The organism is Rhizobium sp. P1_E1 (assembly GCF_056406015.1).
Window position 1 is genome coordinate 1 of record NZ_JBFUAY010000132.1, and the last position, 13,554, is coordinate 13,554.

A 13,554-nucleotide genomic window follows, 5' to 3' on the forward strand; every position below is an offset into this window, starting at 1 on the left:
ATCCTGAACAGCGCGCGCTGCAGGTGACGCTCGACACGCCCGAGAAGATGCTGCCGCGCGGACCGTTGAATATCGGCCTGCAGGTGGCTGGCGCCGGCGCCAACGAGGACGCCTATGTGACGGTTGCTGCCGTCGATGTCGGCATTCTCAACCTGACGCGCTACGAACCGCCGAACCCGGAGGACTGGTATTTCGGCCAGCGCCAGCTCGGTCTTGAAATCCGCGACCTCTATGGCCGCCTGATCGACGGCTCGCTGGGTGCGACCGGCAAGCTCAGGACCGGCGGTGATGGCGGCGCCATTGCGCTGCAGGCAAGCCCGCCGACGCAGAAGCTCGTCGCCTTCTTCTCCGGGCCGGTGAAGCTAGACGCCGAAGGCAAGGCCAATGTCTCCTTCGACATTCCGCAATTCAACGGCACGGCGCGCGTCATGGCGGTGGCCTGGTCGAAATCAGGCGTCGGCCACGGCGTCAAGGATGTCATCATCCGCGATCCCGTCGTGGTGACCGCAAGCCTGCCGAAGTTCCTCTCCCCCGGCGACAAGGCCAATCTGCGCCTCGACATCGCCAACACCGATGCGCCGGCCGGCGACTACAAGCTGCAACTGACCGGCAATGATGCGGTCGGCATCGAGAAAGCGTCCGCCTCGCAGACGATCCGCCTCGAGGCCGGCGCGAAATCCGAGCTGACGCTTTCGCTCATCGGCAAACAGCCGGGCGCCGGCAGCGTCTCGATCAACCTCTCCGACGCTTCCGGCCTTTCGCTCGACCAGACAGTCGACGTGCCGGTGCGCCCGGCCTCCTTGCCGATCACCGAACGCAGGGTGCTGGCGCTGAAGCCTGGGGCAAAACTCACCGTCGACAAGAACCTGCTGGCCGACAACGTGCTGCCCGGCGCCTCGATCAGCGTCAACGTCACCCGTTCGGCCGCCTTCGATATTCCCGCCCTGCTGATGACGCTCGACCGCTATCCCTTCGGCTGCGCCGAGCAGACCACCAGCCGGGCGCTGCCGCTGCTCTATCTCGCCGAAGTGGCCAAGCAGGCGGGTATGGAAAACGACGACGACGTGCATAAGCGCGTGCAGGACGCGATCTACCGCGTGCTTTCCTATCAGGCCTCGGCCGGCAGCTTCGGCCTCTGGGGACCGGATTCGGGCGATGTCTGGCTCGATTCATACGTCACCGATTTCCTGACGCGAGCCCGCGAAATGAAATACGACGTGCCGGAAAGGGCTTTCGTGCAGGCGCTCGAAAACCTGCAGAACACGTTGTCTTACACCACCGACATCAAGGGCCAGGGCGACCAGATCGCCTATGCCATCTACGTCCTTGCCCGCAACAAGAAGGCTGCGATCAGCGATCTGCGCTATTATGCCGATACGATGATCAACGACTTCCCGACGCCGCTCGCCAAGGCGCATATCGCCGCTGCTTTGGCGCTCTACGGCGATGCGCAGCGGTCGAAGAATATTTTCCTCGACGCGCTGCAGATGTCGGAGCAGTCGATGGTGTCGCGCGTGAACCTGTCGCGCACCGACTATGGAACGATCCTGCGCGACGGCGCGGCGATCCTGGCGCTCGCTGCCGAAAGCCGGCCGGTCCCGCCTGTCATCCCGGAACTCGCCAAGGCGGTCGGCAAGGAATGGGAGCGCAGCAAATATAAGAGCACGCAGGAAGAAACCTGGATGCTGCTTGCTGCGCGCGCCATCCAGGGCGGTGACGACGGCCTGAAGGTCGATGTCAATGGGGCGGCACACACCGGTGCCTACATGGCACGCATGACCGGCGATGCCCTGGCTGACCATCCGCTGACGCTGACCAACCAGACAAACGACACGGTTTCGGCTGTGGTCACCACCGTTGCCGCCCCCACAGTGCCGCTGCCGGCCGGCGGCGACGGCTTCATCATCGAGCGGACCTATTACACGCTCGACGGCGAAGAAGCGAATGTCAGCGAGGCGAAGCAGAACGAACGCTACGTCGTCGTCATCCATGTGCGCGAAACCAACGACTGGCCGTCGCGCATCGTCATCACCGACCTTCTGCCCGCCGGCTTCGAGATCGACAATCCGAATCTCGTCGACAGCGCCCAGATGACGAATTTCGATTGGATCGGCGAGATCTCCGCTGCCCATACCGAATTCCGCTACGACCGCTTCGTCGCCGCCTTCAACCGCGCAGCAGGCGATGAGCGCGAATTCAACGTCGCCTATGTCGTGCGTGCCGTCACCCCCGGCACCTACGACCATCCGGCCGCAAACGTCGAGGACATGTACCGGCCGGAGCTTTCGGCCCGCACGGCAACCGGCAAGATGGAGGTCGTGACGGCGCAACAATGAGGCGGTGGCACAAGTTTGCGATCGGATCCGCAGCCGGCATCGTTCTTGCCGGTGCGGCTCTCTTTGCGCTCGATGCCGCCGACAAGGCCTTTCCGCCGCCGCTGGACAGGGCGAATGCCGTCTCCGCCGAGGTGCTGGATGCGGACGGGCAATTGTTGCGTGCCTTCGCGACGTCGGAAGGCCGCTGGCGGCTGAAGACGGCGGTCTCCGACGTCGATCCGCAATTCCTGCGCATGCTGATCGCCTATGAGGACCAGCGTTTCTACGACCACGGCGGCGTCGATCCCTGGGCGCTCGGGCGCGCTGCCGTGCAACTGATCAGCAATGGCCGCATCGTCTCCGGCGCCTCGACGCTTTCGATGCAGGTGGCGCGGCTGATCGAGCCGCGCGAAGGACGCTCGCTTTCGGCAAAACTGCTGCAGTTGGTGCGCGCCGTGCAGATCGAGCGGCGGCTGTCGAAGGAAGAGATTCTCGACCTCTATCTCACACACGCGCCCTATGGCGGCAATCTGGAAGGCGTGCGCGCCGCAAGCCTTGCCTATTTCGGCAAGGAACCGCGGCGCCTGACGGTCGCCGAAGCGGCTTTGCTCGTCGCCCTGCCGCAATTGCCGGAACGGCGCCGGCCGGACCGCAATCTCAAGGCAGCCGAGGCTGCACGCAAGCGTGTTCTTGACCGCGTGGCGGTGATTGAGGCCGTAGGTGACGGCGAAGCTGAGCGTGCCGAGGGTGTCGCGGTCCCACCGCGGCGCATGCAATTGCCCGCACTTGCCGCCCATGTCGCCGAAGCCGCACTGCGCAAGGAGCCTGATGTCCTCAAGCATCAGACGACGTTGAAGAAACAGGTGCAGCAGGGGCTGGAAGCGGTTGCGCGGGCAGCGGCAATGAAGCTCGGGCCGAAGCTTTCGCTTGCCATGGTGATGGCGGACGCGCAAACCGGTGCGATTGTCGGCGAGGTCGGCTCGGCCGATTATTTCGATGCCAGCCGCTCTGGCTGGATCGACATGACGCGCGTCAACCGCTCGCCGGGCTCGACGCTGAAGCCCTTCATTTATGGGCTGGCTTTTGAACAGGGCCTAGTGTCCCAGGAGACGATCATCGAAGACCGGCCCGCCGATTTCTTCGGCTACCGGCCGCGAAATTTCGACATGAGCTACCAGGGCGACGTCACCGTGCGCGAGGCGCTGCAGCTTTCGCTGAACGTGCCGGCCGTCAAACTGCTCGATGCCGTCGGGCCGTCGCGGCTGATGGTACGGTTCCGCCGCGCCGAGGTACGCCCGGTCCTGCCGCCGAATGAGACACCGGGACTGGCGATCGGTCTTGGCGGCGTCGGCATCACTCTGAAGGATCTGGTGCAGCTCTATACGGCACTCGCCAATCGCGGCCAGCCGGCAAGGCTCGGCGACGGCGTCACCGGCGCACCGGGCAAGCTCGACGGCGAACCGCTGCTGGAGCCGGTCGCAGTCTGGAACGTCGCCGATATTCTCTCCGGCGTCATTCCCCCCGCCGGCGCGCCGCAACGCGGCATCGCTTACAAGACCGGCACGAGCTACGGCTACCGTGATGCCTGGTCGGTCGGCTATGATGGGCGTTATGTGCTCGGCGTCTGGGTCGGACGACCTGACAACAGCGCCGTGCCGGGATTGACCGGATATGGCACTRCCGCGCCCATCCTGTTCGAAGGGTTCGCCAAGTCAGGCATCGCGACGACGCCGTTGCYCCGGCCGCCTGCAGGCACCGTGCGCATCGCCCAGTCCGAGCTGCCGATCAGCCAGCGGCGTTTCGCCCTCAATGCCAGCGGCCTGCTCGCCTCCGGCCGCGAGGCCGCGCCTGAGATCATCTATCCGCCCGAAGGCGCGCATGTCGATCTCGGCGCTGGTCAAGGCAACCTGTCACCCCTAATGCTGAAGCTCCAGGGCGGCCGAGCCCCCTTCCGCTGGCTTGCCAACGGCAAGCCGCTGCCCGATCTCTCCCGCCGGCGCATCCAGCAATGGCTGCCCGATGGCGGCGGCTACTCGAAACTGACCGTCATCGACTCGGCCGGACGCGCCGCAAGTGTCGGCGTCTTCATCGATTAAGGGAACAAAACCCAGCTGCGACCGTTTGGAACAATCTCCCTTCCAACATCAGCGGCCTCATGACACTCCCGACAGCGACCTACCGGATACAATTCCGCAACGGCATGACCTTCGATCGCGCCTGCGACCTCGTCCCCTATCTCAAGATGCTCGGCATCAGCCACCTCTACGCCTCGCCGATCTTCACTGCCGTCAGCGGTTCGACCCACGGCTATGACGTGACAGACGCCAACGAAATCGACCCGGTGCTCGGCGGCCGGGCCGGATTCGAGCGGCTGACGGAAAGCCTTGCGTCCGCAGGCATGGGGCTGATCCTCGACATCGTGCCGAACCACATGGCGGCCTCGCCGGAAAACGGCTGGTGGCGCGACGTGCTGATATCTGGCCGACAAAGCGCCTATTTCAGCCACTTCGACATCGACTGGAGCGAACCGCTGACTCTGCCGCAGCTCGGTCAGGATTTCGAGGGAGCACTCGCCGGTGGCGAGCTGCGCATCGCGCTCGACGAAACGCACGGTAACTTCGCGTTCGGTTATTTCGAGACGCTGTTGCCGCTGAACGCCGCGAGTTACGGAGCGATCGCAAATCGGCTCGACGACCCGGTTGCCACCAGAATGGCGGAGGCTGCGGCCGTCACCTCCGGCGAGAACTTCAACCGCGCGATGCGCGATATCCTCTTCGAAGGCGGCGATCGAGCCGCCCTCCAGCAGAAGCTCAATGACGTCTCGGCCGATCGCGATTTCATGAGAAGCCTGCATGAGGGACAGCATTGGCGGCTGACCCACTGGAAGGGGGCGGCGCGACATCTGAGCTATCGGCGCTTTTTCGAGGTGACCGGACTGGTCGGCACCCGCGTCGAAGATCCCCCGGTGTTCGAGGACATGCACCGGCTGGTGATCGAGCTGGTGCGCCATGGCAAGGTGCAGGGCCTGCGCATCGACCATGTCGACGGGCTCGCCGAGCCTAAGGCCTATCTCGACAGGCTGCGGGAGGCGGTGGGACCGGACACCTATATCGTCGTCGAAAAGATCCTTGGGGCTAGCGAAGTCCTGCCGGAGAGCTGGCCGGTTGCCGGCACCACGGGATATGAATTCATCGCCGCACTGAGCGAGCTGTTCATCGACGCGGGCGGCCTGYRCATATTGGACGATGCCTATCGCAGCATCGCCGTCGAGACGGGTGATCTCGAGGCGGGCCGACGAATTGCCAAGGAACTGATGGTCGAACGCAATTTCGCCGGCGAGACCAGCAGGCTGGTGTCGATCGCAGCAGGCATCTTTCCCGAGGTAAAGAGAGACGAGATCGCTACAGCCCTCAGCGAACTGCTCATCACCTTTCCCGTCTACCGCATCTATGGCGACGGCGGCCCGCTTTCCTGGCAGGATTCAGCGGTGCTGGCGGCGACCGCCTCGCAAGCCATGGCGCGGCTCGATGATCGACGTGCCCTCGACCATGTGCTGAAGCTTCTCGAAGGCAAGGTCGAAGGTCATGCGGCCCACGAGTTCCGGATCCGCTTCCGGCAATTGAGCGGGCCGGTGATGGCGAAGGCGACGGAGGACACGCTCTTCTACCGCTACAACAGGCTGCTTGCCGCCAACGAAGTGGGCGGTGAACCGGGCAAGGCGCCTGGCGGCCCGGAGGAATTCCACCGCCGCATGGCAGAGCGGGCCCGGCTGCAGCCGCATGGGCTTTCGACAAGCGCGACCCACGACACCAAACGCGGCGAGGATGCGCGTGCAAGGCTTTATGCCCTGAGCGAGGGGGCTGATGTTTTTGCACAGGCGGTCGAGCGTTGGCGCGACATGAACCGGCCGTGGCTGAAGGATCTGCCGGATGGCGCAGCGCCGGAGCCAAATGTCGAATGGATGCTCTACCAGGCGCTCGCCGGCATCTGGCCGGAAGATTTCGACAGAGGACGGACGGAAGAACTCCGCGAACGCCTCACCGATTACGCGGTCAAGGCCGTGCGCGAGGCGAAACTGCGCAGCGACTGGACGGAACAGGATGCCCCTTACGAGGAAGCAGTCACGACCTATGCCGCGGCGCTGGTTTCGCCTGATAATGACGTCTTCCTCGAGGATTTCGAAAGGGTGCTGCAGCCTTTCATCGCGGCAGGTTACCTCAACAGCCTGTCGCAGACGCTGCTCAAGCTGACAGCCCCCGGCATTCCCGATATCTACCAGGGTGCCGAAAGCTTCGACTTCAGCCTCGTCGATCCAGACAACCGCCGACCGGTCGATCATGAGCGGCTGAAGGCATGGCTTGATGAAGCCGGACCGATCGCCAAGCTGCAGGTGGCGGCGTTGAAGCAGCGCATCGTCGGGATCGGCCTGCAGCTGCGCCAGCGGCACGCAGACCTCTTTGCCAGAGGCGACTATCTGCCCCTGAAGGTGACGGGCAACCGGCGCGACCATGTCCTCGCTTTTGCCAGAGTGCAAAAGAGTGATTTCGCCATCATCGCTGCGCCGCGGCTGATGTTCGGCTGGCTCGACCCCGGCGTGCTCTTTGCCGGCCCGGAATTCTGGGAGGATACGGCGATCGCCGTCCCCTCCCCGCTTCACGGTCTGAAGGCGGATCTGCTGACCGCAAAGACGATCGAGCCTGGGGGAAGCATTTCGGTCGCCGCCCTGCTCGGGAGCCAGCCCGTTGGGCTGATCACCCCGATCTGAGGATCAGCCGTCGCAAAAATCGAGTCCATGAAAATAGTGCTTGACCTTCCAGTCGCTGGAAGGTGGATAAGCCTATCCAACGGTCCTCCGGGGCACAGGAGATAGTCATGGATATCAAGCACGACCACCACCACAGCCACGACGATGGCGATGATCATTGCCATTGCGGCCATGATCAGGAGAAGGCTGCCGATGTCATGATCCGTGATCCTGTCTGCGGCATGACCGTCGATCCGCAGGCCGGCAAGCCATCGCTCGAGCATGAGGGCCGCACCTATCATTTCTGCTCCGAGGGCTGCCGGACGAAGTTTGCGGCGGCACCTGCGGATTATCTGACCGCGAAGGACCCCGTCTGCGGCATGACCGTCGATCGCTCGACGGCGAAACACTTTCTGAAAGTCGACGGTGAAAAGTTCTATTTCTGCTCGGCCGCTTGCCAAGCGAAATTCGAAGCCGACCCCTCAGCGTATCGCAACGRCAAGCGCCCGCCGGCAAAGCCGGCGCCGACGGGCACGCTCTACACTTGCCCGATGCATCCCGAAGTCGTCAGCGACCGTCCCGGCGACTGCCCGAAATGCGGCATGGCGCTGGAGCCGATGGGCATTCCGCCTGCTGACGAAGGTCCGAACCCGGAACTCGTCGATTTCGTCAGGCGGCTCTGGGTCAGCGCCGTCCTTGCCCTGCCGCTGCTGGCGCTGAGCATGGGGCCGATGTTCGGCCTGCCGCTTCGCGAAACGATCGGCGAGCCGCAGGCCACCTACATCGAACTGCTGCTGGCAACGCCGGTGGTGCTCTGGGCGGCCCTGCCCTTCTTCCGCCGCGCATGGGCGTCTGTCGTCAACCGCAGCCCGAATATGTGGACGCTGATCGGTCTCGGCGTCGGCACCGCCTATGTCTACAGCGTCGCCGCCACGCTTGTACCCGGCATCTTCCCGATGAGCTTCCATGGCCATGGCGCGGCCGTGCCCGTCTATTTCGAGGCAGCAGCCGTTATCGTCGCGCTCGTCTTCGTCGGCCAGGTGCTGGAATTGAAAGCGCGCGAACGTACCGGCTCGGCAATCCGCGCTTTGCTCGACCTTGCGCCGAAGACGGCGCGGCGCATCGATGCCGACGGCAGCGAGCGCGACGTGCCTGTGGACGATATCCAGACCGGTGACCGGCTGCGCGTTCGCCCTGGCGAGCGGGTGCCGGTGGATGGCTCGGTCCTCGAAGGCCAGTCGACCGTCGACGAATCGATGATATCAGGCGAGCCCCTGCCTCTGGAGAAGTCGAAAGGCGACCCGCTGACCGGTGGCACGATCAACAAGAACGGCACCTTCGTCATGGCCGCCGAAAAGGTCGGCGCAGACATGGTGCTGTCGCGCATCGTCGACATGGTCGCCAAGGCGCAACGCTCGCGGGCGCCGATCCAGGGCGCTGTCGACCGGGTGTCGGCCGTCTTCGTGCCGGCGGTGGTCGCTGCTGCCATCCTTGCCTTCCTTGTCTGGGCCGCGATCGGGCCCGAGCCGCGCATGGCGAATGCACTGCTTGCCGCCGTCGCCGTTCTGATCATCGCCTGCCCTTGTGCGCTCGGCCTTGCGACGCCGATGTCGATCATGATCGCCACCGGGCGCGGCGCGCAGGAAGGCGTGCTGATCAAGGATGCCGAAGCGCTGGAGCGCTTTTCCAAGGTCGACACGCTGATCGTCGACAAGACCGGCACGCTGACTGAAGGCAAGCCGAAGCTTACCGATGTCGTCGCCTTCGGTGGGGTCGGCGAAGACCGGCTGCTGTCGCTGGCGGCAAGCCTGGAGCACGGCTCCGAACATCCGCTGGCCGAAGCGATCGTTTCCGGCGCCGAGGAGCGCGGCGTCCCCTTCGTCGAGGTCACCGGTTTCGAGGCAAAGACCGGCAAGGGCGTTCAGGGCCGTGCCGGCGGCACGACGGTGGCGCTCGGCAATGCCGCGATGCTGACCGATCTCGGCATTGATCCGGCGGTACTTGCCGAGAAGACCGAGGCCCTGCGCGGCGACGGCAAGACGGTGATGTTCGTGGTGTTCGGCGGCGCGCTTGCCGGTCTCGTCGCCGTTGCCGACCGCATCAAGCCGACGACAACAGCCGCCATCAAGGCACTGCACGACAGCGGGTTGAAGATCATCATGGCGACCGGCGACAACGAGCGCACGGCGCGTGCGGTGGCAAAAAGCCTCGGCATCGACGAGGTTCGCGCCGATGTGCTTCCGGAAGGCAAGAAGGCGCTGATCGACGAATTGCGTAGCAAGGRCGCCATCATCGCCATGGCCGGCGACGGCGTCAACGACGCCCCGGCGCTCGCCGCCGCCGATGTTGGCATCGCCATGGGGACCGGCGCCGACGTCGCGATGGAAAGCGCCGGCATCACATTGGTGAAGGGCGACCTGAACGGCATCGTCAGGGCACGGCGGCTGGCGGAGGCGACGATGCAAAACATCCGCCAGAATCTCGGCTTCGCCTTCGGCTATAATGCACTTGGCGTGCCGATCGCGGCCGGCGTGCTCTATCCGATCTTCGGGCTGCTGCTTTCGCCGATGATCGCCGCGGCCGCGATGAGCCTCTCGTCCGTTTCGGTCATTGCTAATGCGCTGAGACTGCGCTTTGCAAAATTATAGGAGACGGCGATGAATATTGGCGAAGCATCAGAACAGTCCGGCCTGCCTTCGAAGACCATCCGCTACTACGAGGATATCGGCCTCCTCCGCCCCGAAAGGGGCGGAAACGGCTATCGCGACTATGCCGCAACCGACGTCCACAAGCTGCGCTTCCTGCAGCGCTCGCGCGGCCTCGGCTTTTCCGTCGAGGAATGCCGGCAATTGCTGGCGCTCTATGAGGACAAGGACCGGGCGAGTGCCGACGTCAAGGATATCGCTCAGACAAAGCTTACCGAGATCGACCGCAAGATCCGCGAGCTGACGGAGCTGCGCCGGACGCTGGAGCACCTGGTGCATGCCTGCCACGGCAACGACAGGCCGGACTGTCCGATCCTCGAAGAGCTTTCGGACGGCGGCTGACCATTTCCAGGCGACCTGCATCAGGAAAGCTGTGGCATGTTCTGGTTGGCTGCCGGCGAGGGTGCCCGCTCGTCAGGCTCCTCGTCTTCGCCGTCGTCCAGCACCCCGTCATCCAGCCTATGCTTGATCGCCAGCGCGTAGATCACGTCGAGAATATTGCGGTCTCTGAGATGAGGATCCATCAGGGCGAGAAGCGAGGCTCGGACGATCTTCTTGCTGGTGGCCTTCGGACAACGCGCCTTGACGAAATCATAGAGCGCCTCATCCGTCAGCCCTTCCATGGCGCCGTCCACGAGAGCTTCGTAGACCCGCTTCTTTTCCTTCATTCTTTATTTTCCCCCGCAAATCAGCGGCGTCATGATCTGTCATGTAATTGTCATAAACAATTGGGGATTTGAGGCGCTGGTCCGCTTGAGAAGACTATTTTCATGATGATCCGGCGACGATCTTCGGCCCGCATGATTTTTTTACCGCGCCGGGAATAAAACCCGCCGCACTTGCGTATACTCAATCATGGAACGCAAAGAACGCCCCTTCGACGTCATCGGACAGCTTGCAGCGCTGAGGCGCTACGCTCGCTCGCTGGTGCGCAATTCGGACGAGGCGGAGGATCTGGTGCATGATGCGCTGGTGCGCGCCTTCGAGAAGCGAAAGAGCTTCCGCAGCGGCGGCAACCTGCGCACCTGGCTGCTCTCCATCCTGCACAATGCCCATATCGATCGTCTTCGCCGGAACCGATCGCTGACGCGCCGCCACGATGAGGCGGCTGTCGAAGCCGAGCAGTCGCTTCCGGCCGGCCAGGAACACGCCGTGCGCCTGCAGCAGGTGCGTGACGCCTTCTTCGACCTCCCGGAGGAACAGCGCGAGGCGCTGCACCTCGTCGCGATCGAAGACCTTTCCTACCAGGAAGCCGCCCAGGCGCTCGGCATTCCCGTGGGGACGCTGATGTCGCGCATCTCCCGCGCGCGCGCTCAACTGCGCGAATTCGAGGAGAAGACGCCGCGGGTTTCGCATCTGAGAATCATCGGAGGGAACGGCAATGAAAGCAATTGATCCGATCCTCGATGCCGATCTTAACGCCTATGTCGATGGCGAGCTCGATGTCGCTCGTCGCATCCAGGTGGAATCCTATCTTTCCGAGAATCCGGCGATTGCCGCCAAGGTCATGGCCGACCTCAGCGTGAGGGGCGAACTGCGTCTGGCGCTGGCCGGCGAAAGTGCCTTTGGCCGCCCCGAGACCCGCGATGCCGCCCGGCGGCTGGAACGTGGCCTTTCCTATGGCCGCATCTTCCATTCCATGCAGCGCGTTGCCGCCGTCGGCATTCTGATCGCCGCCGGCTGGGTGGCGCACAATTCCTTCGGCGCCTTCTCGGCGACTGAGGTGGTGGCATCGGTTCCGGCACCCGCCTATGTCGAGGATGCCGTCCGCGCCTATCAGACCGCCGCTCTGCGCCAATCGATGCCTCCGCAGACGCCGGCCAGCTATAGCGCTGACGATATTCGCGCCGCCACCGCGATCGTGATGCCCGAACTGCCTAGGGATTGGAAGGTCGCCGACGTGCAGATCTTCCCGTCCGAATTCGGCCCCAGCGTCGAGATGGCGATCGAACAAGCAGATGGAAAGCGACTGTCGCTTTTTGCCGTCCGTCCGGGCGCCTTCGAGGTCAAGCCGGTCAGTCATCTCACGCTGGAAAAAGCAGAAGCCGCCTATTGGCAGATCGGCGAGGTCGCTTATGCGCTGATCGCCGACGATAGCGGTCTCAATCTCGATCAGGCGGCCGAACGGCTCGCCCGCTCGCTCTATTAATTCRAACCGAGGAGATCAGCATGAACCCGATCAATCCCCGCTACGGAGCTGTCGCCGGCTCCCAGGCCCTCTTCGACGAAGGCCTGCGCCAGCATATGCTGCGCGTCTACAACTATATGGCTCTCGGCCTCGTCATAACAGGCCTCGTCGCCTTTGTCGTCGGCTCGACGCCGGCACTCTACGTCCCGATCTTCGGCTCGCCGCTGAAGTGGGTGGTGATGCTTGCCCCGCTCGCCTTCGTCTTCTTCTTCTCGTTCAAGATCCAGACGATGTCGGCCAGCACCGCTCAGATCACCTTCTGGGCCTTCTGCGCCGTGATGGGCCTGTCGCTTGCTTCCGTCTTCCTGGTCTTCACCGGGATGAGCATCGCGCGGACCTTCTTCATCACCGCCACGATGTTCGGCGCCACCAGCCTCTACGGCTATGCGACGAAGCGCGATCTCTCGCGCATGGGCTCGTTCCTGATGATGGGCCTCTTCGGCGTCATCATCGCCTCGGTCGTCAACATCTTCCTGGGTTCAAGCGCGCTGCAGTTTGCGATCTCGGTGATCGGCATCGTCGTCTTCGTCGGTCTCACCGCTTACGACACGCAGAACATCAAGGAACAGTATTCGGAAAACTTTGATCAGGAATCGAACCAGAAGCTTGCCGTCTTCGGTGCGCTCTCGCTCTACCTGAACTTCGTCAACATCTTCCAGCTTCTGCTCAACTTCACGGGCGAGCGGGAATAGGACTGCGCTTCTGGGGGCAAAGGAAGCGCAAGAGCGCCTGGTCTGCAGTCTGTGACAGGATGGCGGACTGGGTGCTCACCTAAAGGAGACGGCCGGGCCAACGCCCGGCCGTTTTCGTTTCAGATGATACCCCAGGCGCGATAGCGGCCCCGGCCGGTAATTTCACGAATGCCGATCTCATTGACGAGGTTCAGCGCACCGCGCGGCGTGATGCGCAGATGACGGGCGATCATCGCCGCCGAGACCATTGGCCGCGACAGGATGAAATCGGCAAGCTCCGGCAGGCTGCTGTTCGAACGGCGGCCGCGAAAGCGCAGCTCCATCTGCGTGCGTGCCAGCGACAAGCGATCGATTTCCTTGAGGCCGGCCACAGCACCCAGATGCATCGCCTCCAGAAATGCTTGCAGCCGCGTGGCCCGATCGCGCGCCCGACGACGCTCATGGCGCACCAACTTCAGCCCACCGTAAAAAGAAAACAGATGCGAGGCGACCTTGCCGCGGGCGCGTAGATGGCTTGCGACCAGAAGGCCACCGAGCCAGTGCTGACGCCGCAACGGCTCGATCCTTTCCCAGGCTTCGAAGAGGATGATGGCGCCGAGAACCGGTGGCAAGCTATCGGCCAATGGCTGGACGCTTCGCCATTCCGCAAGCCGCTGTTCCTCGTCCCACTCGTCGTCACCGAGCAAACCGAGAGGATCTTCGTTGCGCCTTGCCGGGGTAACGGCGGCCGTCTCGCTTGCCGGCGTTTTCCCGGCATGGATCTCGAGCAGCTTCTGCGAACGGGCAAGAAGCGCATCGATCTCCGCCATCTCGGCAGCGAGCGGCCCGTCCTCATCCTCACCCTCTCCGTCGGACTCTACCGGAACTGCCAGGCTCTTCGCTTCCTGCGCTTTCCCCTCCCCTTCCCCGC

10 protein-coding genes are annotated in these 13,554 nt (G+C 63.7%); 8 read left to right on the plus strand and 2 right to left on the minus strand.

Annotation, left to right across the window (positions count from 1 at the left end):
- The 5 genes from AC1D1Z_RS27715 to cueR all read left to right on the plus strand — a co-directional run.
- A partial coding sequence (locus tag AC1D1Z_RS27715) for an alpha-2-macroglobulin family protein (protein WP_477852201.1) occupies positions 1-2,336 on the plus strand: 2,336 nt, incomplete at its 5' end.
- Complete coding sequence (gene pbpC / locus AC1D1Z_RS27720; RefSeq protein ID WP_477852203.1) at positions 2,333-4,411, plus strand: penicillin-binding protein 1C; 2,079 nt, start codon at positions 2,333-2,335, stop codon at positions 4,409-4,411. The genes AC1D1Z_RS27715 and pbpC, both read left to right, overlap by 4 nt.
- A gap of 59 nt (positions 4,412-4,470) precedes the next feature.
- The gene (treY, locus tag AC1D1Z_RS27725) at positions 4,471-7,080 is read left to right on the plus strand and encodes a malto-oligosyltrehalose synthase (protein ID WP_477852205.1); all 2,610 of its coding nucleotides are present in this window, start codon (positions 4,471-4,473) and stop codon (positions 7,078-7,080) included.
- Positions 7,081-7,187: 107 nt separating this feature from the next.
- Positions 7,188-9,707 carry a heavy metal translocating P-type ATPase gene (locus tag AC1D1Z_RS27730; protein ID WP_477852206.1) on the plus strand — a complete coding sequence of 840 codons (2,520 nt, stop codon included), beginning with the start codon at positions 7,188-7,190 and terminating at the stop codon, positions 9,705-9,707.
- Positions 9,708-9,716: 9 nt separating this feature from the next.
- Complete coding sequence (gene cueR / locus AC1D1Z_RS27735; RefSeq protein WP_130719186.1) at positions 9,717-10,106, plus strand: Cu(I)-responsive transcriptional regulator; 390 nt, start codon at positions 9,717-9,719, stop codon at positions 10,104-10,106.
- Between the two features lie 20 nt (positions 10,107-10,126).
- On the opposite strand, the gene AC1D1Z_RS27740 is transcribed toward cueR, so the two are convergent.
- Entirely contained in the window at positions 10,127-10,432 is a 306-nt protein-coding gene (locus tag AC1D1Z_RS27740; RefSeq protein ID WP_018246227.1) for a hypothetical protein, read from the minus strand.
- 187 nt (positions 10,433-10,619) lie between these two features.
- Between AC1D1Z_RS27740 and AC1D1Z_RS27745 the strand changes: the two genes are divergently transcribed.
- From AC1D1Z_RS27745 to AC1D1Z_RS27755, 3 genes are read left to right on the plus strand one after another with little or no spacing between them, the layout of a single operon-like run.
- Complete coding sequence (locus tag AC1D1Z_RS27745; protein ID WP_018246226.1) at positions 10,620-11,159, plus strand: sigma-70 family RNA polymerase sigma factor; 540 nt, start codon at positions 10,620-10,622, stop codon at positions 11,157-11,159.
- On the plus strand, positions 11,146-11,913 hold the full coding sequence (locus AC1D1Z_RS27750; RefSeq protein WP_018246225.1) for an anti-sigma factor family protein: 768 nt from the start codon (positions 11,146-11,148) through the stop codon (positions 11,911-11,913). Before AC1D1Z_RS27745 ends, AC1D1Z_RS27750 begins: the two co-directional genes overlap by 14 nt.
- A gap of 20 nt (positions 11,914-11,933) precedes the next feature.
- On the plus strand, positions 11,934-12,644 hold the full coding sequence (locus AC1D1Z_RS27755) for a Bax inhibitor-1/YccA family protein (protein ID WP_018246224.1): 711 nt from the start codon (positions 11,934-11,936) through the stop codon (positions 12,642-12,644).
- Positions 12,645-12,763: 119 nt separating this feature from the next.
- Here the strand turns inward: AC1D1Z_RS27755 and AC1D1Z_RS27760 are convergent.
- Positions 12,764-13,554, minus strand: a 791-nt coding sequence (locus tag AC1D1Z_RS27760) for an RHE_PE00001 family protein (RefSeq protein WP_477852208.1), incomplete at its 5' end; no start/stop codon positions are given.